This is a genomic window from Paracoccus beibuensis (genome assembly GCF_026162625.1).
GTDB lineage: Bacteria > Pseudomonadota > Alphaproteobacteria > Rhodobacterales > Rhodobacteraceae > Paracoccus > Paracoccus beibuensis.
In genome coordinates this window covers 129,942-150,173 of the sequence record NZ_JAOTBD010000002.1, presented here as the reverse complement: position 1 = coordinate 150,173, position 20,232 = coordinate 129,942, and the positions used below count along the sequence as shown (strand labels likewise).

General features: G+C 63.1%; 21 protein-coding genes. All 21 read left to right on the top strand.

Annotated features, from left to right (window positions below):
• Positions 1 to 255: 255 nt before the first annotated feature.
• The 21 genes from OC159_RS02440 (at position 256) to OC159_RS02340 (ending at position 20,225) form a co-directional block, all read left to right on the top strand.
• Complete coding sequence (locus OC159_RS02440; RefSeq protein ID WP_265499566.1) at positions 256 to 846, top strand: terminase small subunit; 591 nt, start codon at positions 256 to 258, stop codon at positions 844 to 846.
• Entirely contained in the window at positions 846 to 2,894 is a 2,049-nt protein-coding gene (locus OC159_RS02435) for a terminase gpA endonuclease subunit (protein WP_265499565.1), read from the top strand. The genes OC159_RS02440 and OC159_RS02435 overlap by 1 nt, the downstream gene beginning before the upstream one ends.
• Before the next feature lie 71 nt (positions 2,895 to 2,965).
• A complete protein-coding gene (locus tag OC159_RS02430; RefSeq protein ID WP_265499564.1) occupies positions 2,966 to 3,229 on the top strand; it encodes a hypothetical protein in 264 nt (87 codons plus the stop codon).
• Positions 3,226 to 4,779, top strand: coding sequence for a phage portal protein (locus OC159_RS02425; protein WP_265499563.1), 1,554 nt, complete (start codon positions 3,226 to 3,228; stop codon positions 4,777 to 4,779). Before OC159_RS02430 ends, OC159_RS02425 begins: the two co-directional genes overlap by 4 nt.
• Positions 4,772 to 5,461, top strand: a complete 690-nt coding sequence (locus OC159_RS02420; protein WP_265499562.1) for an N-acetylmuramidase family protein — start codon at positions 4,772 to 4,774, stop codon at positions 5,459 to 5,461. The genes OC159_RS02425 and OC159_RS02420 overlap by 8 nt, the downstream gene beginning before the upstream one ends.
• 51 nt (positions 5,462 to 5,512) lie before the next feature.
• Positions 5,513 to 6,613: a head maturation protease, ClpP-related gene (locus OC159_RS02415; RefSeq protein WP_265499561.1), complete on the top strand. Its 1,101-nt coding sequence runs from the start codon at positions 5,513 to 5,515 to the stop codon at positions 6,611 to 6,613.
• 136 nt (positions 6,614 to 6,749) lie between these two features.
• Positions 6,750 to 7,688 carry a major capsid protein gene (locus OC159_RS02410; protein WP_456095336.1) on the top strand — a complete coding sequence of 313 codons (939 nt, stop codon included), beginning with the start codon at positions 6,750 to 6,752 and terminating at the stop codon, positions 7,686 to 7,688.
• A 41-nt stretch (positions 7,689 to 7,729) separates the two neighbouring features.
• The gene (locus OC159_RS02405) at positions 7,730 to 8,320 is read left to right on the top strand and encodes a hypothetical protein (RefSeq protein ID WP_265499559.1); all 591 of its coding nucleotides are present in this window, start codon (positions 7,730 to 7,732) and stop codon (positions 8,318 to 8,320) included.
• A complete protein-coding gene (locus OC159_RS02400; RefSeq protein WP_265499558.1) occupies positions 8,320 to 8,865 on the top strand; it encodes a hypothetical protein in 546 nt (181 codons plus the stop codon). The genes OC159_RS02405 and OC159_RS02400 overlap by 1 nt, the downstream gene beginning before the upstream one ends.
• Positions 8,865 to 9,317, top strand: a complete 453-nt coding sequence (locus tag OC159_RS02395) for a hypothetical protein (protein ID WP_265499557.1) — start codon at positions 8,865 to 8,867, stop codon at positions 9,315 to 9,317. Before OC159_RS02400 ends, OC159_RS02395 begins: the two co-directional genes overlap by 1 nt.
• 59 nt (positions 9,318 to 9,376) lie before the next feature.
• Complete coding sequence (locus OC159_RS02390) at positions 9,377 to 10,138, top strand: phage tail tube protein (protein WP_265499556.1); 762 nt, start codon at positions 9,377 to 9,379, stop codon at positions 10,136 to 10,138.
• A gap of 53 nt (positions 10,139 to 10,191) precedes the next feature.
• Positions 10,192 to 10,512 (top strand): hypothetical protein, encoded by a 321-nt coding sequence (locus tag OC159_RS02385; protein WP_265499555.1) that lies wholly within the window; start codon positions 10,192 to 10,194, stop codon positions 10,510 to 10,512.
• Positions 10,512 to 11,525: a hypothetical protein gene (locus OC159_RS02380; protein ID WP_265499554.1), complete on the top strand. Its 1,014-nt coding sequence runs from the start codon at positions 10,512 to 10,514 to the stop codon at positions 11,523 to 11,525. The genes OC159_RS02385 and OC159_RS02380 overlap by 1 nt, the downstream gene beginning before the upstream one ends.
• Positions 11,525 to 11,803, top strand: a complete 279-nt coding sequence (locus tag OC159_RS02375) for a hypothetical protein (RefSeq protein WP_265499553.1) — start codon at positions 11,525 to 11,527, stop codon at positions 11,801 to 11,803. The genes OC159_RS02380 and OC159_RS02375 overlap by 1 nt, the downstream gene beginning before the upstream one ends.
• Before the next feature lie 61 nt (positions 11,804 to 11,864).
• The gene (locus OC159_RS02370; RefSeq protein ID WP_265499552.1) at positions 11,865 to 12,293 is read left to right on the top strand and encodes a hypothetical protein; all 429 of its coding nucleotides are present in this window, start codon (positions 11,865 to 11,867) and stop codon (positions 12,291 to 12,293) included.
• 168 nt (positions 12,294 to 12,461) lie between these two features.
• Positions 12,462 to 14,321 (top strand): phage tail tape measure protein, encoded by a 1,860-nt coding sequence (locus tag OC159_RS02365; RefSeq protein WP_265499551.1) that lies wholly within the window; start codon positions 12,462 to 12,464, stop codon positions 14,319 to 14,321.
• The gene (locus tag OC159_RS02360) at positions 14,321 to 14,851 is read left to right on the top strand and encodes a hypothetical protein (RefSeq protein WP_265499550.1); all 531 of its coding nucleotides are present in this window, start codon (positions 14,321 to 14,323) and stop codon (positions 14,849 to 14,851) included. Before OC159_RS02365 ends, OC159_RS02360 begins: the two co-directional genes overlap by 1 nt.
• Positions 14,851 to 16,497 (top strand): hypothetical protein, encoded by a 1,647-nt coding sequence (locus tag OC159_RS02355; RefSeq protein WP_265499549.1) that lies wholly within the window; start codon positions 14,851 to 14,853, stop codon positions 16,495 to 16,497. The genes OC159_RS02360 and OC159_RS02355 overlap by 1 nt, the downstream gene beginning before the upstream one ends.
• 5 nt (positions 16,498 to 16,502) lie before the next feature.
• Entirely contained in the window at positions 16,503 to 18,722 is a 2,220-nt protein-coding gene (locus OC159_RS02350; RefSeq protein ID WP_265499548.1) for a hypothetical protein, read from the top strand.
• A gap of 67 nt (positions 18,723 to 18,789) precedes the next feature.
• Positions 18,790 to 19,710, top strand: coding sequence for a metallophosphoesterase (locus OC159_RS02345; protein ID WP_265499547.1), 921 nt, complete (start codon positions 18,790 to 18,792; stop codon positions 19,708 to 19,710).
• Positions 19,707 to 20,225 carry a sigma-70 family RNA polymerase sigma factor gene (locus tag OC159_RS02340; protein ID WP_265499546.1) on the top strand — a complete coding sequence of 173 codons (519 nt, stop codon included), beginning with the start codon at positions 19,707 to 19,709 and terminating at the stop codon, positions 20,223 to 20,225. The genes OC159_RS02345 and OC159_RS02340 overlap by 4 nt, the downstream gene beginning before the upstream one ends.
• Positions 20,226 to 20,232: the final 7 nt, after the last annotated feature.

The window sequence follows — 20,232 nt, the reverse complement described above, 5'->3', positions numbered from 1 at the left end:
GTGTCGCGATTTTTTTTGACGCACAACCGGCGGGGGCCCCAGCCCCCGGCCCACCTATTGTGGGGTAGCGGGCGAGTGCGGCGCTTTCATGTTTTCAAAATTTGAAAAACCCCCTTAACAACAACCAAGCCTCGAGCGATCTGCGATCTGCCTGTTTTTCCTGGGGTATTCAGGAGATAGGGCCTCGCCGCCGTTGTTGCAAGTTAAAACATTCACACCCCTACATCTTAACAAGGACACCTCCAGGGGCGCGAAATGGCAGACCCGAAAGCTTGCTCGGCAAGCGAAGCGGCGAAGTGGCTGCCGCTGACCCGGCAGACCATCGTCAAATACATCGAGACCCACGGCGCCCCCTGCGTTCAGCGGGCCGATCGCGCTGCTGGCAAGGAGTGGCTGATCTCGGTCCCGGACTTCGCCCGCTGGCTCGTTGACTGGGAAAGCTCCCGGGCAGTTGCAGAGGCCGTGAAGAAGTTCAGCCCGACCGGCGACCTGGACGACCTGACAAATCCTGGCCGGATGGACATTGATGAGGCCAAGCGGCGCAAGGCGGTGGCCGACGCGATCATCCGTGAGATCGAACTGGCTAAGGTCGCCAAGCAGGTTGTTCCGATCGAGGATGTGCTGGAGATCGTCAGCCGCGAATATGGTGCTGTCCGCACCGCGCTCTTCAATCTCGGGCCCGGCCTGGCCTCTGATCTGGTGCATGAGACTGACCCCGCCGTGATCGCCGACATTATCCGGCGCGCCGTCGACGAGTGCATGGAGCGGATGCAGGCCGATACGAAGGGGATCTCTGCTGCTGACCCGGATGAGATAGAGGACGGCGACGAGGGCGAGGAGGAGTAATGCTCGATACCTCCAACCTCACCCTGGACCCTTATGCGTTTTCGCGCGACGCCCTGACCGAAGCCTTGATGAGCCGAAGGGGTGCGGCCTTTGTGCCGTCGCCGAAGCTCGATCTTTGCGAGTGGTCGGAGCAGCACGGCGTCCTTGCACAGACGGCAGCAAAGGCGGGCCAGCGGTTCAAGCCCACGGGCTACCAGCGCGGCATCTTGCAGGCCATGTCGGACCCGAAGACCCGGCGCTTGTCGCTCCTCAAGTCGGCTCAGGTGGGCGCGACGCAGATGGTTCTGTTCGGGTTGGGCTACTACCTCGAGCACGACCCGTCCTCGGTCCTCTTCTATCTGCCCACCAAGGAAGACGTTCAGGACTTCTACAAGGACGACTTCACAGAGATGGCGCGGGATGTCCCCGCGATCCGGAAGATCCTCTCACCGGCCGGCGACAACTGGCACACCCGCCGCACCTTGAAGGGGTCTGTGGTCCGTTTTCGTTCGGCCTTTGACGCGAAGAACTTCCGCCGCATCCGGGCCCGGGCTGTGTTCCTCGACGAGATCGACGACGACGCTTACAACCCAACCGGGAACACGAAAGAGGACAAGATCACCGCGGCTTCGGAGCGCGGCAAGTCCTACCACAACGCGATCCTGGTCATCACGGGAACGCCGGGCATCAAGGGTGAGAGCCGATGCGAGGCCGAGTTCCTGAAGGGAGACCAGCGCCGCTACTTCGTGCCGTGCCCGCATTGCACCGAAGCTAACGGGAGTGAGCTCGATGGCTTTCAGCACCTCGAATGGGGTGGGCCCGATGTCGCATATGGTATCAAGTGGAAGAAGAACCAGCCCGAGACGGCGCACTACGTCTGCAAGCATTGCGGAAAAAAGATCGAGGAGAAGCACAAGGGCTGGATGGATCGCAACGGCGAATGGCGGGCGACCGCCACGCCCTCAGAGCCGGGTTATGTGTCCTTCCACATCTCGGCCCTCTACTCCCCGATGCCGGGCGCGGCCTGGGAAAAATGCGTGCGCTTCTTTTTGAACGCCAACGCGGTGCGGCACGAGAAACCGGGCGAACTGAAGAACTTCGCGAACCTGTGGATGGGCGAGACCTGGGAAGACCGGACCGGCGTGGGGCGCCGGAAGGACCCGCACGACTTGGAGATTTCGAAGACCATCAGCTACCAGGGCTTCCGCGTTCCTGACTATGTCCGCTTCCTGACGGCTGGCGTCGATGTGCAGCGCGGCAAGGATGGCGAGAACGGCTACATTGAATGCTCCATCTGGGGCTGGGGTGCGGGAGAGCGCGGCGCGCTAATCGGGCACTGGGTTCTCGACACACACGATCCCTCGAGCCCGATGGCCTGGGAGCATCTGACTGAGCTGCTGTCGCGGCGGTTCTCGGCGGAAAACGGGCGCGAGTATCAGGTCAAGGCGGCGGCGATCGACTCTGGCGACGATACCTACCGGCAGGAAGTCTATGACTTCGCAGCCAGGAACAGCATGCGGAACTGGTTCGCGATCAAGGGGGCCAGCACCCCGAAGGACCAGATTTGGCCGAAAGCCCCGAGCCGCGGCAAAGGCGGCATGGTCTATTCGATCGACGTCTCTGCCGCCAAGCATGTTCTCTATCGCCGCCTCCACGACGAGCCGGGATACCCAGGCGAGCTTCAGTTCCCGATCGAGTGGCCGGAAGACGGCTACCCTATCGACACCACCTTCTTCGAGCGCATCGCCTCCGAGCACCCGCACAACGCCAATGGGCGGATCATGTGGAAGAAGGATGGGGCACGGAAAGGGCGGTTCGGCAACGAGCCCTGGGACTGCTTCGTCTATGCTTATGCTTCGACGCACGCGCTTAGGCAGATGGCGAACGGCAAGATTTACACGGTCATGATGTCGCAGCCGAAGACCCGGACAGCTCCGCCGAAGCGGCCTGATGCTGCACCGGCGGCGGTAGAGGCCCCGGCCCCCGAGGTCGCGGCACCGGATGCGACCAAGCCGAAGAAGGCCCTCAGGCACAAGCGCCGGCCAAGGTCGATCATCGCGAGCTTCTGACTGCCTGCCTGTCTTTCGTCTGCAAGGAAAAACATTCACTTCCCTATATCCCGGAAAGTCCGGGGTAGTGAATGGCAATCCGTTACAGCGCATTCGACGATGCCAAGCTGCACGCTTGGCTGGAGCAGCTTGTCGAGCAGCAGCACAGCGGAGTCGCGTCCGTCTCCTATAACGGCGAGACCACCGTGTTCTCCTCGCCCGCGAATATCGAGGCGGCGATCTCCGGCGTCGAAAAGGAACTGGCGCGCCGCTGGGCCCGCCGGGCCGCAAAGGCGCGACGCTCGCCCCTTCAGCCGCAATACCCGCAGATGCCGGGTAAGGGATTTGACGCATGAGCGATGTGAATGTTGTGAAGCCGCGTGTTCGCGTGAAAGCCAGCAGCCAGTGGACCCGCGTCATTGCGCAGGGCTCCGCCGTCGGGGGCTTCCGGGCGCAGGCCTATGAGGCCGCGAAGTCCGGCAAGCGTTCAGCCGCAATGGGCTCGACCGCAATCGGCCCTGCCACGGCGGCGATCCAGTCGCTCGACACACTCCGCAACCGGTCCCGGCACGAGTTCAGGAACAACCCCTCGATTGTCCCGGCCATCGACGCGATCGTTTCGCACACCGTCGCCGGACTGACGCCTAACGCCAAGGACCCCGCACTCCTGAAGGCTTGGCGCCGCTTCGAGCGCGAGTGCGACGCACATTGTAACACCGACTTCGCTGGCCTGCTCGAGCAGGCCATGTTCGAGATCGTCTCCGCCGGTGAGACTTTCGCGCGCCATCGGCCCCGCGACCCTGACCGGGACCCGCATCTCTTGGTTCCTTATCAAGTCGAGATGATCCCCGGCGAGCAGGTCCCGACCTACGACGCATCAGGTGAGAGCATTGCCGGAATCGTTTTCTCGGGGCCGGGCCGCAAGGCGGGCGTGAAGTTCTTCAAGCACCGTCCCGATGAACGCATCGACCTCAGGTCGGTGGGGATGAATGACTTCAGCATCGTCCCGATGGACAGCGTGATCCATGCCTTCCTGCCGCGCTATGTCGGTCAGGTTCGGGGTGAGCCCTGGCTTGTTCGCGGCCTGATTGGGCTCAGCGATCTCGATGCATTTTTGGACGCAGAACTGGTTCGCCACAAGCTGACGGCGATGCATGTGTTCTCGGTCGAGACGCCGATGCGCGATGAGCTTCAGGACGCGCCAGACGACTATGATGCCGAGGGCAACCCGATCAATGAAGACGGCACCGCTTGGGAGCCTGCCGATCCGATCGAACTCCTACCTGAGTTCAAGCCGGGCGCAGTGGTTCCGCTGCCGCCTGGCTATAAGCTCAACCCCTCCACCCCGGCTGCAATTTCGGGCGGCTTCGATCCGTTTGTCAAAGTGCAGCTCCGCCGCGTCTGCAAGTCGCTGGGCGTTCCCTATGAGATCGCCTCCGGCGATAGCACCGGACTGAATGACCGGGTGCTCCGTTTCAATCTCATGGAGTTCCGTCGCACGGTTCGCCGCTGGCGCCGGATGCTCATTGCCAAGGTGGCGCGTCCGATCTGGATGCGCTTCCTCAACGAAGCTGTCGAGGTGGGCGTCTGGACGCCCCCTGCCGGCACCACGCTTGAGGACTATTACAACGTCGAATGGATCGGCGAGCCGATGGGGCACCTGCACCCGAAGCAGGAGATCGAGGCTGATATCCTCGCAATGGATGCCATGATCGTCTCGCCGCAGAAGGTCATCCGCGAGCGCGGCGGCGATCCCGATCAGGTCCTGGCCGACATCGCCGCCTGGCGAGCCAAGCTCGCCGAACACGGCCTGACGCAGGCTGATGTGAATGCTGCCCTCGCTGCCATGTCGACTTCCGAGCAGGACGACCAAAAGCAGAAGCAGGAGGAGGCCGACGATGAGTGAGTGGCTCTTCAAGGGGCGCGCGAAGCGGCTGGATGACATCGATCTGCCCCGCATCGCGTCCCGCATCGGGGTGGGCGAGGACGAGCTGCACGCGGTGCTCGAGGTCGAGACCCGCGGCGGCGGCTTTGACAGCCAAGGCCGCCCGAAGATGCTGTTCGAGCCGCATATCTTCTGGCGTGAGCTGGGGGCAGGGGCTAAGCGCGATCGCGCCGCTCGTGAGGGTCTGGCTTGCCGGAAATGGGGCGAAATTAAGTATCCCCGCGACAGCTACCCGCGCCTCATTGCCGCGATGCGGATCGACGAGAATGCCGCTCTGCGTTCCGCCTCCTGGGGGCTGGGGCAGATCATGGGCTTCAACTGCCGGCCCGCCGGCTACGGCTCCGCTGCGGCGATGGTCCGGGATTTTCTCGATGACGAGGAGAGGCACCTCGAAGCGATGGTCGAGTTCCTGATCAGTGAGGGGCTGGACGACGAGTTGCGCCGCCACGACTGGTCCGGCTTCGCGCGGGGCTACAACGGCGCGGGCTATGCCGCGCACGGCTATCACACCAAGCTCGCGGCGGCCTTCAAGAAGTGGCAGGGGATAAAAGACACACCATTCGTGATCCCCCGCGATTGTCATTCCGGGATCTTCGAGGCCATCCATGAACTCGCCGACCGTGCAGGATTTTCACGCGGCTGATGCAAGCGAAAACATTCACCCCCCCATATCCCAAAAATGACGGGAAGCACGATGGCTGAACAGACCGAACAGACTGGCAAAGTCCTGCCCTTCCGCGCTGCTGTGAGCGGTCGCTCCTGGTATAGCCTGGAGACGAAGGAGGATGCGGTCGAGGTTTCCATTTACGACGGGATTGGCTTCTGGGGTGTTGATCCTGCGTCGCTCATCCGCGATCTGCAAGCGATCGACGGCGAGGGAAAGACCGTCCGTCTTCACATCAACTCGCCTGGCGGGGATGTGTTCGGCGGCTACGCAATCGGCAACGCCATCTCTCGCATGAAGGCCGAAACCGTCGCCCATATCGACGGCATCGCCGCTTCCATCGCGTCCATCATCGCGATCTCGGCTGATCGGGTCGTGATGCCGAAGAACTCGATGATGATGATCCACGCGCCCTGGACGGAAACCATGGGCAACGCCGCCGAGCATCGCCGGACCATCGCCGCCCTCGACAAGATCGAAGGCCAGATCGTCGCCGCCTATGAGGACCGCGCCGCCCGCACGCTGGGTGAGGCCCGGACAGAGGGCGTCGAAAGCTTTGCCGCCCTGGTCGCGGCTGAAAGCTACCTGACCGCTGAGGACTGCCTGGCACTGGGCCTGGCTGACGAGGTGGTTGAGGCCGTCGCCATCGCCGCCTGCATCCGTCCGGATGTAGCCGCAAAGTTCGTCAATGCCGCCGCTGTCGCTCAGTTCGTCATGGCCGTAGAGGTCGAGGATGAGCCGGCTGCTCCTGCTTCATCCGATGAGGAGGATGGTGCTGACGTCGCCGCTGACGCGCCGGCTGAGGTCGAAGCCGACACTGCCGCCCAGGATGACGCTCCCGAAGAGGAAGCGGAGATCACGGACGCCGAAGTCGCCGCGATCGAAGCCACCTGCGCGGCCTTTGACATGTCCGACCGTGCGCCTGGATACATCCAGGCCCGCACCGACCTCGAAACCATCCGCGCCGAGCTGAAGAGGGCCGCGCGGAAAGCTCTCGTCGCCGCCGATGAGGCGCTCGAGGTCAATACTAAGATCGCTCCGGCTGCACCGGACGATGCAGAGATCGCGGCCTCGCGCTCCCTGAACCATGCCCGCAACGCGGGTGTGAAAGCCATGCGCGGCCAGCGCTGAAACCTGAAGCAAAGAAAGAGCGCCTATGTCTCTCATTTTTGATCTCTCTTCGTTTGACGCGCGCACGCTGACAAGCCGCGCGAGCGAAGGCACTCACGTCCCCTACCTGGACCTCCAAGCGGCTCCTTGGTTTGCGGTGGATTTCGCCGCCACCGAGACCGTCCAGGTCGATCGGGAATCTTACGGACACCAGCTCCTTGGTTCGACCGCTCGCGATGTTGTCGCCGCTGCGACCACCTCCTCGCGCAAGCGCGGCACCTATCCGATCAACAGCCAGAAGATCGGCGACAAGGTTGTCATCACCGCCTCCGACTTCCGCAACCTGCGCAAGACCGGCGAGCTGAGCCTGGAAGACTTCCAGTCTGTGCTCGACAAGCGCCTGGTCGAGAAGTTCGGCAATATCGACATGACGCAAGAGTTCCTGCGCATCTCGGCGGTCAAGGGCTTCATCCCCAACCTCGACGACGTCGCCGGCGCACCGCTGGTCGACTTCTTCACGCTTTACGGTATCGCCCGTCCCGCGGTTCTCGAGATGAACCTGGGCGCCGCTTCCCCGAAGGCCGGTGCGGTCCGTCAGAAGGTCACCGAGGCCATCCGCGCGATCAAGGCTGGTCTGGGCGCTGGCGTGAAGGCCTCGAAGATCGTCGTTGCCTGCGAGACCTCCGCGTTCGACGCTCTGCGCGAGACCAAGGAACTGCGCGATGCGTTCCAACGCGCTGAGGACGGCTCCTACCTCTGGGCCGACGGCACCCGCCCGGTCGTGTTCGGCGGCGTCGAGTTCTTCGAGTATACCGGCATCGGTCTTGATGCTGGCGAGATGGTCTTCATCCCGCTCGGCGTTCCCGGCATGCTGAAGACCGTCTTCACCCCCGCTGACCACATCGAGCTGGTCAACGAGGAAGGCATCCAGCGCGTTGTGATGCCCGCCCGCGGTGACAGCGGCACGCTGGACTTCGGTAAGGGCTGGGAAGCCGAGGTTGCCTCGTTCCCTGTCCATTACAACCTGCGCCCCGAGGCTGTCGTGCGCGCCGTCGCCGGCACCGTCGAGGCCCCGCAGGTTGGCGTGGCCGCCTGAGAATAGGGTAGGGGGCGCCTCGGCGTCCCTGTCCACCTCCGATGGCGCGTCCCAATATTGCACAGGCCATTCTTAGGGCTCAGGGCCGCCCCGCGGAATATACCGCGCCAGGCGGCTTTGCCGTGCCGTGCCGCGTCAAGATCCGGGAAGCAGACGCCCGAGTCCGCCTCAATAAGACCGCTGAAATGGCCGCCGCCCAGGTTCTGGGCTGTGTGTCAGCCGATCTGGGCGTCACGAACGGTGGCATCATCGAGCAAGGCGACTCGCGCTATCTTATCGAAGACTGGCAGCCGTCGAGCGTCCCCGGCCTGGTTGATCTGATCCTGACCAGGATCGAGGGCCGAGCGCAGGTCATTCACGACATGAGCCGTGCCGCCCTGGCTGGCTACCGCGCCGAACCTGTCCCCTTTCTTATCGACGGAGAATGGGTGGAGATCCGGGGCCATGTCCGTCGGCAGGTCGTGCAGCCTGACGAAATGGGCGAGTTCACGGAGATTCTGCAAGTCATCGCAATCGCCGAAGCCGACGCCGCCCACCTCGATGAGGGAACCATGGCGCGCCTTGACGGTGTCGAGCGCCCGATTGCCTCGCTGATGCGCGACGAGGGCGGTATCGTGAAGGTGGTGATCTGATGTCCAAGGGCGTGATCGGCTACGACCCCTTTGCCAAGAGCTTCAAGAAGGCCGTGCAGAAAGCCCGTCGTAAGGCCGGTCAGGCCATCGGCGGCAAGGCTGTAAAGGCCCGGCAGCAGGCCCTGGGGGCTGTCTCTCCGCGTCGGAAGAAGGCTGTCCGGAAGATCGTCACCCGCGACGGCATGCTGATCCTGCTTGATCACGCGCCCCTTGCCCGCATCCAGGAGACCGGGGGCACGATCTCCGGAAAGGGTGGCCCGCTCTTCATCCAGGACCGACGCCGACGAGCTCAGCCTGGGGACAAGACCTTCGTGACCAAGGAAGGCTACGTCATGGCGGTCAAGCCGTGGATCAAAAACGCGGCGGACGGCACGAAGCTGTCCTGGAACAATGCCAACAAGAGGCCCCGACTCATCGGTGTCCTGAAATCCTCCGTCTATATCAAGCCACACCCCGCATCGGCTCGCTTCGAGGCAATCGTCGATCGGTTTCTGCCGGAATACTACGCGGAGATTGACCGCAATCTTTACAAGGACTTGCGCTGATGACTGATAAGGCCGAACAGATCCTTCTCGAACTCGTGAAGATTTGCGGAACGCTTGGCGCGAAGACCGTCGCCCGCGACCACCGCTTCACGGTCAAGGCCGGGGACGCGACATTCATCGACATCCGGTCCGAAGGCGAGCAGTTCCTGCCGCCCGAAGGTGCTTCGACAAAGCCGGCAAAGGCCAAGCTGCGCCGCTGGCTCGCCAAGGCCGAGATCCGTGTCTACCTCCACAGCAACGACCCGACCAAGCTCCGGGGCGAATACAGCGGCATCTGGCTGGCCTTCCTTGACGGTTTTCAGGCCTCGCGGATCGTCGCCGGCACGCACACCGAGCCTGCGATTATCCCGGTCGGGTATGTCCCCGAGATCGAGTGCACCTATCACCAGCCCGGCGAGGCGCATGACTGCGGCCTGATCCAGATCAGCCTCGGCATCCCGTTTGACCGGTAATCCGTGCAAGCGAAAACATTCACCCCCCTATATCCCGGAAAGCCCAGAAGGAACCGCTCATGTCCCTCAAGTCCTACCTCGCCAACGGCGACAACTGCACACTTCTCAACGCCCGCGGCTACCTCAAGCTGGATGGTGACGAGCGCCCGATCAACCTGGCAACCATCGACAAGCTTTCGATCACGCCGTCTGTCGAGACCGCCGAAAAGCGCAACGGCAACAGCGGGACGCTGAAGACGATCAAGACCCGGATCACGCAGATCTCGGCCGATGTCTCGCTGACGCTGGGTGAACTGACGGCGCGCAACGTCGCCATGGCCGTCGCTGGCCGGGTCAAGTCCTTTATCCAGGCCGCTCAGACCGGTGTCGTCGTGAATGCGACCACTGTCTATCCTGGCGTCCTGGTTGAGCTGCCGGGCAAGGATGCGACGAACGTCATCGCCTCCGACGGCACCAACACTCTGGTCGAGGGCGTCGACTACATTCTCTGGGCCAAGGCCGGCAAGGTCGAGCCGATCAAGGAGTTCGCGCAGTTCGATGTGACCTGCGATCTTCCCGAGATCACCGAAGCCGACGGCCGCGAGCAGATTTCGCTCCTGTCCGCCGCCTCCGGCATTAAGGGTGAACTGACCGTCATCGGCACCAACCCCGAGGGCCCGCAGTATCTGCTCGAAGGCCTGCGCATCGAGCTCAACCCGCAGTCCGAACTCGCGCTGATCTCCGACGACGGCGATTTCCAGAGCGTCGAACTGACCGGCAAAGCGATTGCGAACCCGGGCCGCCCGCTCGACGAGTTCGGCACCCTTACCCGGACCAACTGATCCAGGCAGGCAGGGCGCAGACCCCGCCTCCTTTTCACTGAATAGGAACGGACATGATCGCACTCCGCACGCTTTCCATCGGGACCGACGAGGCCCCCGCGCAGTTTCCGATCCGAGACTTTTCTCGCGCGACTGAGACTGCCCTCGCGTCTGGCGTTGACGTCGTCGTCTCGTTGCCGGCGGGGCATTACGAGATCCGGTCGGATGCGGCGTTTGCCTACAAGCACGGCCGTGCGGCCGAGGTAGCGGGCTTCGTGGCTGTTCCGCATGATGCCAATGTCTGGCTCGGAGTTTCGCTCGGCGAGTCTGCTGACCTGGTTGTGACGCCGGCCGGGGTGGGGACCCTGTGGATCGTCCCGGCGGAGGTTTACTGATGTCGTTCGGTATGTCTGGAGTTGGCCTTTCTGGCGCTGCACTTGCGCCCGCTGGTCCGCGCTTTCCCGATCAGATCGCCGGCTGCATCGCTTGGCTCGATCACAAGTCGGGTGTAACTCTCGATGCCAATAGACGCGTTAGCGAGTGGTCGGATCGTCTGAGTGGCTTTGCGTTCGGCCAAGAGGACGAGTTTATGCGGCCACACAAGCTGCCTGACGGCCTCGTCTTCGGTTTGGACGGAGTGCTCGCTGGCCCATCCAGTGCTGCTGGCAGCGAGTCGTTTCTTGAGTCCATCCACTTCCTGCTGTCGCCCGCCGCAGATCCTGGCTTTTACCTGATGAATTCAGGTGGTCAGATCCAGCTTTTGGTCATGGGGACTTACCAGGTTATCGACAGCGGGCTGCCCTTTGCCGGGCTGGAAATTGTCGATGTCCGTCTCGACGGCGTCTCGGTGATGGCGACGACTGATATCAACACGGAATACCTTGAAGCCTACGGCGAGATCGAGGTTTGGATGGGCGGCGCCACCGCCCCCGATCATGCGGTCGAGGTTGTCGTCCGCGTTATGTCGTCTCTCGACCTTATCGGCCGCGGCGATCGGACTTTTATCATCGTGTCTGATGACACTCGCTACTCTCCGGTCGATTACTTCCGGTTCGAAGGCAACGCCGAACTCAAGCTGTCTCGGAGGGACAACCTCAGCGTCTGGCAAGATTTCAATGAGTATCCAATCCGCGGTTTCATGACATCGGATGCGCGCGCGTTTGTTTTTACTGGCATCAGTTCCGGTTGGGCGGCGTCTGTCTCTGGCTATGAAGTCGCGGAGACTGGATCGGCACACCTCCTCTATCGCGAGGATCTTATGCCGCTGGCTGCGGCGGATCTCTTCGGCGTTGCGATCGGTGCTTCTGAGGATGTCGGTCACGTGATCCGACACCTCGTGGTCTTCGATCGTGCTCTGTCCTCGGAGGAGATCGCCGAGGTTGTCACTGCGTTGCGTGAAGGTGAATGATGTCCGTGCTCGATCCCAATTTTGAAGCCGAAAAGCGGCGACTTGAACTCAAGCGTCTTTGTCGCGTCCGCATCCTCTCAAAAGCCCCTGAGGAAAAGCAGCGCAACATCGGGCTCGGTCTTCTCACCGCAGAAGAAGCGGAGCCTATCCTCGCACATATTCGTGGCTGCCTGGTCGCTTACGAAGCCGCGAAGATCGAGCTCCAGGCCATTGTCGCGAGCGAGGAGAGATTGGGGCTGAAGGTCGCCAAGATCCGGCGCCTACGGCTTCCCCTCTGATCCAAGGTGCAAGTTAAAGCATTCACCGCCCTATATCCTGCAAAAGGAATAGGGACCGCGAATGGCATCCATCTTCGACACCGCTCCTCTCTCGACGACTGTTGAGATTGACGGCAAGGACATCCAGGTCACGGCAGTCGGCATCGACACGCTGATCGAGGCGATCGGGAGCCAGGCCGCCGTCGCGCACATCGTGCGCTCCGACAACCGCGCCGCCGCGCTGGCCGCCGCTGTCGCCGCCGCCGGTGCAAAGGCGATCACGAAAATCCTGGCAGCGGGCCTGCGGGAAGACGAGAAGAGGCTGGAGAAGTTCGGCCTGGCCGGCGTCTATCAGCTGCGCCTCCTGAACGCGATCGCTGCCGTCTCTGTCCCTGAGGTCGAAAGAAAAAAGCTCGTGGCCGAGGTTCTTCAAACGGTCGCGGGCCTCGGCATGTCGGACCTGTTCGCAGAGACCCCGGCCAAGGCTGGGCGGAACTCAAAGAATACCTGATCGCAGCCGGACATTCGGACCCGGGATCTTACTCCCCCCGCCAGGCCGTCGCCTATGCCGAACTCGCCCTCGAACGGGAGAAGCGGGAAGCCTGGAACAACTACCTCGCCATGCGGATCGCGTTCCACGGCGGCGAGGATGCTGATGACCTGATGAGGAAACTGCTCAATGGCGACGCGTAGCTCCAAGCCGGTCCGTATCCCGTTTCTTGCGGATGTGCAGGACGCGCTGGCTGACCTGAAGGAGCTCGACCAGGCCGTCGAGGCTGTCGGCACCGCCGCTCAGCAGGCCGACCGGGAACTCGGCGAGATCGGCGACGACGGCGCGGCGGCAGCCCGGAAGGTCGAGACGGCATTCCGCGATCTCTATGTCGTCTCCGAAGAGACCGCCGAGCAGACCAAGCGTAAATACCGCGAGGCCTATGAGGCTATCGCAGAAGCCGGGCGCAGGGGCGAGCGCTCCGCCGACGAGGTCAAGCGCGCCTACATCTCGATGGAAAAGGGCATCGAGAAGGTCAATGAGCGGCTGGTCCGCGATACCGAAACCAAGTTCGACCGAATGGTCAGCAACATCTCCGGCAAGCTGAAATCCGTCGGCACAAGGATCACCGCAGGCGTCACGGCGGGCATCACCGCTGCGGCGACCGGCGGTGTGATGGCGATGCAGAACCTCAACCAGAAAATCATCGACGTGAAGAATGCGGCAGATGTCGCAGGCGTGAGTATGCGCGAGTTCCAGAGGTGGACGGCAGCCGGTGCAAATGTCGGCCTGGAGTTCGAGGATATTTCCTCGATGCTCAAGGACATGGGGGACCGAATTGGCGACCTCGCGCAGGCAGAATCCGGCCCACTGGTGGACTGGATGGAGCGCGTTGCTCCGAAGATCGGCCTCGTGTCCAAGAGTATTGTCGGCGACACCGCCGCTATCTCGGCCGAGACGAAGCGCCTCTTCGGAAACCTCAGCTCAACTGAAGCACTCCAGCTTTATGTCAGCGGGTTGGATAAGGCCAATCTCTCTCAGCACGATTTCCGGTTCTTCATGGAGGCTATCGCTGGCGACTCGACGAAGCTCCTGCCCCTCCTCAAGGACAACGGAAAGGCCCTGAAGGAGCTGGCCGACGCCGCCGAGGCTCGCGGCGCCTTCTTCGATGAGGAGGATGTGAAGAAGGCTCGCGAGCTCCAGGCTGCCAACGCACAACTCGCAAGCTCATTCCAGGCCCTCGGCATCGCCTTGATGGAGGCCGGGGTTCACGACGCGATCATCACCATCGTTCAGGCCGTGGCCAGCTTCATCACCTTCCTGGCCAACAATGTCAGCCCTGGCGTCCTGAAGTTCGTCGCCATCCTGGGCATGATCGCCCTGGCGGTCGGTCCGATCCTTGTCGCCATCGGCTTCATGATGACGGCCCTGGGTGGTGTCTCCATCGCCGCCGTCGGCATTGGGGCGGCCTTCCTTGCGGTCGCCGGTGCGGTGGCTGCCATCGTCTACGCCGTCGCCAAGAACTGGAACGCGATCACCAACCTATTCGGCGACGGGATGCGGTGGGTCCAGGACAACTGGCACAAGATGCTACTCAACATGGCCAGGGCGGTCGTGAACACGCTGCTCGCGCCGATCCGGGGCGTCATCAAGGCATTCAACTGGGTCCAGCGCCAGCGCGGCGGCCGCGAGGTCCCGGTGCCGGGATTCCGGTCGGGCGGCTACACGGGCGACGTGGCCGAGGATGAAGAGGCAGGGGTCGTGCACGGTCAGGAATTCGTGGTCCGCGCGCCGATGGTGCGCAAGTTCGGCCGCGGCTTCTTCGAGGCCCTGAACCGCGGACTCATGCCGCCGACGGTCGGGGCGCGTCTCAGCGGCTCTCAGGCTGTATCTCGGCCGGCATCGAGCGGCACGCCGGTGAATGTCCACCTCGATGGGGAATCCTATTCGATGCGCGCCGAAGACGATGTCGCGGCTCGCTTCCTCGAGCACGCTCGCAAAAAGGCGGCTCGTCGCTCCGGCTCCACCCCTGGCTTTGTAGGTGCCTGATGTTCACTGATCTTCGCATTTTCCGGCTCAATGCGGATCGCACCCGAGGCGCCGAGATCGCCATTTCGGCTGGCGGCGACTACGGCATCACGCAATCGCTCGATCCGATCGGCGGCGACGTGGACATGCGGTATGACGTCAACGGAGAGTTGATCATCGTCGAGAACCCGCTTTTCCGGAAATACGAAATCTCGATTTCGGCTCGGAACATGGCGGCTCCGGCCCTTGGCGGGTTGTGGCGCGGCACGCTCATACAGGTTTGGTCTATCCAGCAGCTCACGCACACAACCCGAGCGGACGGCACGGTCTACCTCGACCGCTCACCGGTGCCCGGCTCGATTGACGCGCGCACGGCGTCCGGCGCCAGCATTACGGCAGCGCTTGAGTTGGACGGCCGCACCGTCACGGCCCCTGGCTCTGCCGTCGTCCACTATCGCCCGATCCTCAACGGCGCGCTCGCAGAGGCACCCGGCAACTTCGACGAGGACGGCGGGCAGTCGTCCTGGTCACTGACCCTGAAAGAGCTCTGATGCGCCTGTTCTTTGCATACCTCGCGCCCGGCGAGAGCTTCGATGCTGCCACCCATGCTCGCCTGGATGAACGGCCGGTCCGGTTTTCCCTTTCGCACTCCGAGGGCGATTTGGCAGGCGCGACCGTGACAATCCCGGCAAAACCCGATGGCTACATTCGTCTCGGCCGCCGGGTGGCCATCTCGGTCGAGCACCTGGGGCAGGTCCATCCGCTGATCGTCGGCACGATCACAGCCGCACCGATCGGCCTTGATGGGGAGTATGCCGACATCGATATCGTGTGCCGCAACCCCGGCTGGCAGGCCGCACGGGACGTGCTTGTCGAGAGCCTGGCTGTCGCCCCCTACTTCGACGAGCTTTTCGCTCAACCGGGCCAGGCGCGGGACCAGGGCGCGGTGCTGACCGGGCGCGGCGCGACTATCGCCTGGGACCGCGTGACCGGCCTTCCGCGTCTCAATGACCTGATCGACGCGCCGCGGACGATTCAAGCCGGCCGGGTCCACCACAGGTCCGTTGTGCCGTCGACGGAGGCCCCGCCCCTCAAAGCCGTCGAGATCGAGGTCGGCGCGTCGTGGCATCAGGATGCGAGCGTCTACTCCGAGGTTGCGTGGGAGCATGGAGCGCAGATGTCCGTCGTCGCTGACGAGGCGATCCAAGAAGCCTGGCCGGCTGTCGGAGAGGAGATCGGTGGCGGTTGGCTCGTTGATGAGGCCGTGCTGCGTCTTGGCTCTCCGTCGCGGCGGAGGCTGAAGAACATCCCCGCCCAGTATGACAGCGCCCTCTACTCCGGCGACGTGCTGATCCATCCTGCATCGACTGCTCGCGTCATCCTCCGCAACCCGCGCAAGCAGGCCCGCGAAGAGCGAGTGACGGTCCGGGTCGAAGCGGACATTCAGGACCTCACCGAGGCCGGCGAAGAGGTGCAGACGATTTACCTGCGCGATCTCATCGGAGAGGGCGACGAGATCGACCCTTGGCAGCCGACGGCGAGCTACCAGGTGGGCGAGATTGTCTTCTATGCTGGCGACCTCTGGCAAGCTCTCGAAGAGCACACTGGCGGCTATGTCTTCATCGAGGCACAGTGGCAGAAGCTCGATCCTGTTCAGGGTCGGATCGCGGAAAGCTTCTTTGCGACCGCGCGCGGGCAGGCCGCTTTGCGTCATGCTATCGAGCGGGCCAAGGCGCGCCTCAAATACGCCGCCCGAGCTGTCCGGGTGCGCTTTTCCGTGCCACTTGAAGATGTTCTGGGCCTCCAGATCGACGACGCTGTGTCCATGTCCGATCCGCGCTTCGCCCCCGCGGCAGGGAAGGTCGTCGATTACGCATTCGAGATCGCAGACGGCCATTCGGTCGCGCATATCGAAATCGCCTGCGCGGTCGGCCGAGGTGGTCCAGAGTGGGTCGAACCCGTCATGCCCGCCATCGTGCCGCCGGTGCTTGGCCCTGCGGAATATCCCGCGACCGGCCGGGTGTCGCCCCTCGCCGACGCTCAGTTCGCCGCCCTCGAGCAGGCCCCGGATGTCTATGACATCTCGATCCGGGTCGAGATTGACGCGCCTCCTGTGCCGACCGCTTCGCGGTTGGGGCATTCGGTGCGGTTCGAGGCCGGGACTATTTCCATCGAAAATGGAGTCGACGTCGAATGAGCACGATGGCAGCCCTGATCCGGGCACACGAGCGCGATCCGCGCACGCTTTATCAGGCCCCGAAATCTGATCGGGAGAGCGCCCCTGGTCGATATGACAAGACGGCCTCGCAGGGGTCTCCCGCTTTGGAGCGGCGCGCGATCCGCGACGGCGCCCGCAGCCTGGCGCCGATGTATCCTCAGATCCCCATGGAGGCCTGGGACGACATCTACGACTACGACGATATCCAGTCCTACCTCGACGGCCTGGCCGACCCGGACATCACGCCACCAGATGTCCCGGAAGTCGATCTACCGCTGGTGCCCTCGCCGGAGTTCCCGGAGACACCGCCCGTAGATATGCCGCCGGTCGCCGGCGAGCGGCTTGTCGTCTTGCATGACGGCTCAGTCTCCTTGTCCGAGGATGGCGGCGACGGCTGGAAGCATATCAGCGGCGCTCCGGCGTCCCCGCTTGGCTTGTCCGCACCCAATGGGGCGCCGGTCATCGTTGCGACTGCCAACGCCGTCTACCGCTCCATCGACCTGGCGTCCTGGCTCGACATCAGCGAACTGGGTGTCAGCGAGGTCGAGATTCCCATCCTGAACGGCGACTTCGAGGACTATACCAACGGCTGGGACTACGTCTCTGGCGACAGTCCCCGGACCCGCTCGACGACACAGCCGGCGCAGCGTCTTGGCTCGACGAGCTACCTGACACGGGACTGGGTTACGGGCGACAACTCTGGAAATTTCGAGATCTCGCAGCGGGTGTTGCTGTCCGAGGGTGCCCGGAAATTGAAGCTGACCGGCGCAGCCTACACGGAAATCGGCGCGACGGCGACCATCGGCCTGCGCGGCGAGATCGAAGCGCCCGAGGTGCCGGGCTTCGATGCTCTGCTCTGGGATGGTAATGTCGGCGTCGGCTACAGCACGCACAAATATCCGAGCGTCGTCCGCAATGTGACGCAAATCAACGGCCGCGAGGTTGAGGCGGCTTGGCTGCTGGAGAGCTACATTTCGGGTGTGCATTCAATGAACGCTGACCCGACCGGCGCGCGCGGCCCCGCAGGAGGCATTCGGTCTCGCTACTGGGATATGGTCATGAGGCTGAACTTCCGGTTCAACGACACGAAAGAGCCTGCTCCCGTGAGTGGCGGCTTTTCCCTTAATAACATGGACTCTGGTCGCGGTGCCTACATCGAGAAGGTCGCTGGCGTCGAGATCCGTCCGGCTGAGGGGACTGAGCTGAAAATGGGAACTCGCAACTATGAGGGCCGTGCCTACACTGACGCGCGCTCCAATGTTGTGAATGGAGCCTGCTCGGTCCTCCTAACCGACGTCAGTCAGGTGCGGATTATTTTCGCGACCACCGACACGCCCTGGAATGAGGTGAGACTCCTGCCGACCCCGCTCTTTGAGCATCAAGGCGGCACCCGCTGGATCGATGTCTCAGCATCTGCGACCGGAGACGTCCAGTGGATGGACCTCGAAGTCCTGGCCGATCTGGCCGCCGCGCTCGACGAGGTTGAAGTCTATATCCGCGGCGAGGGCACGCCAGCCAACGTCTACATCGACAATGTGCGGCTGTTCGAAATCCTCGATGCGACGAGCATGGACATCGCCGCCATTGAGCGCAACGTCCCGGATGGCTCGACCTCGATCCTTGATCGGGACCGGGCTCTCCGCGTCAAGGCGGGCGTCGTCTCTCAGGTGGCGGACTACGGCATCGCGGCGACGCATGTCGCTCACACAGATAAGGGGGAACGGTTCGCAGCCTCGGCCTTGGGCGCCCATACCCCGAGCGGTCAGCTTGTCGGGCTCGATGGCCTTGTTGTCGATCGCTTGATCGGCGGGACAGATCGCTTGCTTGCGGTCTGTGTAAATGGCGCTGTGATCGAGATCGATGGCGACGACCTGACATTCCGAGTTCTCTCGGTCGTTGAAGCGGGCTCTGCGCTGGTCTGGTCGAAGCCGCTGTCGAGCTACTGCAAGGTCAGTCCGTCCGGCATGGTGCATGCGAGCGACGACCTCGAAACTTGGCGCGAGATGCCGAAGCTTCCCGCCTTCGAGACTCCGGAAAAGACGCATGAGGGGCTGAGCCTGATGGCGGCCCCGTCGGGGCGACTCTTTGTCTACAAGGCTGGCTGGAAGAGCCTGTCTTTCCTGGATGCTGGCGCGACGGCCTGGGAGGTATCCGGGCAGTTCCCGGACCCGATCATCGACGCGGAAATCAGTTCTCCGGGCTGATTGTTTTTGGGTAGGCTTTCCGGGTCCTATCTTCCCTGTATGAATGAAAAAACATGCAGGTCGGGCCATGAAGCAGAACAGGCGAGCGGAGCAGTTTCGAAGCGGGGCGCAATCCCTATCGATCCTCGTCGTGCCGGACACTCACTTCCGGCCTAACGAAAGCTTCGATGACACGGACCGCGCCGGCGCTGTCGGGCGGTTCGCGCTCGACAAGCGTCCGGACGTGATCATCCACATGGGCGACCTGGTCGACATGCAGTCCGTCAGCAAATGGGCTGGCGCGAAATCCGTGGGCGGTGCTGGCGGCAGCCGATCTCACGAGCGCAAGCGCATCCGCGAGGACTTGGCCTGCTTCCGGGAGATGCAGCGGGCGATGTGGGCTCCGATCCATCGAGCGAACGAGCGCCACATCAATCGGAGTAGGCATCGCGAGCGCGTCTACACGCCTCGGGGTATCCAGCTCCTTGGCAACCACTGCGGATGGCTCGACCGGGTGCCTGAGAACATCCCCGAACTCGATGGCTTGATCGGGACGTTCCTGCTTCACGAGATCAGCGAAGACAATGGGCTGGAATGCTACGACTTCCGCGAGGTTGTCACCATCGGCGGGATCGACTTCTCTCACAACTTTCCGACAGGGAACTCGCGGCAGCCGGTCGGGATCGCGCAAGCGCTCAACAAGTGGGGCAAGAGCCTTGTCTTCGCCCACACCCACACGGTGGGCTACGATCGCAAGCCGGTCGGCAAGGACGGGGCCATGATGGCCTACATGGCCGGTTGCTTCATGCCTCCGCATCGTTGCGGGCCCTTCGAGTGGTCGGGCTTGTCGCTTCTGACCGAGGTGGCGGACGGCAACGCGCTCATCCAGCAGTTTTCCTACGATCAGATCATGGAAGGGTGGGGTGAGGGCGGCTATGCCCAGCAGCTCCGCCAGGCACGTGCCGCGGGCGCCCAACTCCGCTATGACGCCGAGAGGGCCTTCGAATGACGCTCTCCACCCGAGACAGCAACAAGCTGCTGCGTGATTTTCTCCCGTTCGCGGAGAAGACAGTGCGGGCTTTCGTCCGGCGCCACCCGGATCTCGATGCCCATGAAGTGGAATCCCGCGCCATGGAAGCCTATTGGCTCACGATCGACTTGTTCGACCCGCAGCGCGGCCTGAGCTTCGCGACCTATGCCGGGGCCAGGATGAAGGGCCGGATGCGGGATTATGCTCGCACGGAGCGGGCACGTCGGAAGGCATATCGCGACTTCGTGGAGGAGCACCCCTACGACGACATCGACACCGCCCACGGCCCCGACCTGATCGAACAGGCCGACGCGGACCGCGCCCTGCAAGGCTGGCTGGACCGGATCAAGGACTCTCGGCACCGTGAGGCACTCATCAGTCGCCTTCAAGGCATGACCAGCCCCGAGATCGCCGCCCTGGCGGGAGTAGATTCCTCGACCGTATGTCGCTGGCTCCAACGTGCAAGAAAAATCATTCAAGACCCTACATCCTGATAAAGGG

Bases quoted from the DNA above. Each gene is read 5' to 3' on its own strand.
- OC159_RS02440 (WP_265499566.1), top strand. From the start codon at position 256: ATGGCAGACCCGAAAGCTTGCTCGGCAAGCGAAGCGGCGAAGTGGCTG.
- OC159_RS02435 (WP_265499565.1), top strand. From the start codon at position 846: ATGCTCGATACCTCCAACCTCACCCTGGACCCTTATGCGTTTTCGCGC.
- OC159_RS02430 (WP_265499564.1), top strand. From the start codon at position 2,966: ATGGCAATCCGTTACAGCGCATTCGACGATGCCAAGCTGCACGCTTGG.
- OC159_RS02425 (WP_265499563.1), top strand. From the start codon at position 3,226: ATGAGCGATGTGAATGTTGTGAAGCCGCGTGTTCGCGTGAAAGCCAGC.
- OC159_RS02420 (WP_265499562.1), top strand. From the start codon at position 4,772: ATGAGTGAGTGGCTCTTCAAGGGGCGCGCGAAGCGGCTGGATGACATC.
- OC159_RS02415 (WP_265499561.1), top strand. From the start codon at position 5,513: ATGGCTGAACAGACCGAACAGACTGGCAAAGTCCTGCCCTTCCGCGCT.
- OC159_RS02405 (WP_265499559.1), top strand. From the start codon at position 7,730: ATGGCGCGTCCCAATATTGCACAGGCCATTCTTAGGGCTCAGGGCCGC.
- OC159_RS02400 (WP_265499558.1), top strand. From the start codon at position 8,320: ATGTCCAAGGGCGTGATCGGCTACGACCCCTTTGCCAAGAGCTTCAAG.
- OC159_RS02395 (WP_265499557.1), top strand. From the start codon at position 8,865: ATGACTGATAAGGCCGAACAGATCCTTCTCGAACTCGTGAAGATTTGC.
- OC159_RS02390 (WP_265499556.1), top strand. From the start codon at position 9,377: ATGTCCCTCAAGTCCTACCTCGCCAACGGCGACAACTGCACACTTCTC.
- OC159_RS02385 (WP_265499555.1), top strand. From the start codon at position 10,192: ATGATCGCACTCCGCACGCTTTCCATCGGGACCGACGAGGCCCCCGCG.
- OC159_RS02380 (WP_265499554.1), top strand. From the start codon at position 10,512: ATGTCGTTCGGTATGTCTGGAGTTGGCCTTTCTGGCGCTGCACTTGCG.
- OC159_RS02375 (WP_265499553.1), top strand. From the start codon at position 11,525: ATGTCCGTGCTCGATCCCAATTTTGAAGCCGAAAAGCGGCGACTTGAA.
- OC159_RS02370 (WP_265499552.1), top strand. From the start codon at position 11,865: ATGGCATCCATCTTCGACACCGCTCCTCTCTCGACGACTGTTGAGATT.
- OC159_RS02365 (WP_265499551.1), top strand. From the start codon at position 12,462: ATGGCGACGCGTAGCTCCAAGCCGGTCCGTATCCCGTTTCTTGCGGAT.
- OC159_RS02360 (WP_265499550.1), top strand. From the start codon at position 14,321: ATGTTCACTGATCTTCGCATTTTCCGGCTCAATGCGGATCGCACCCGA.
- OC159_RS02355 (WP_265499549.1), top strand. From the start codon at position 14,851: ATGCGCCTGTTCTTTGCATACCTCGCGCCCGGCGAGAGCTTCGATGCT.
- OC159_RS02350 (WP_265499548.1), top strand. From the start codon at position 16,503: ATGGCAGCCCTGATCCGGGCACACGAGCGCGATCCGCGCACGCTTTAT.
- OC159_RS02345 (WP_265499547.1), top strand. From the start codon at position 18,790: ATGAAGCAGAACAGGCGAGCGGAGCAGTTTCGAAGCGGGGCGCAATCC.
- OC159_RS02340 (WP_265499546.1), top strand. From the start codon at position 19,707: ATGACGCTCTCCACCCGAGACAGCAACAAGCTGCTGCGTGATTTTCTC.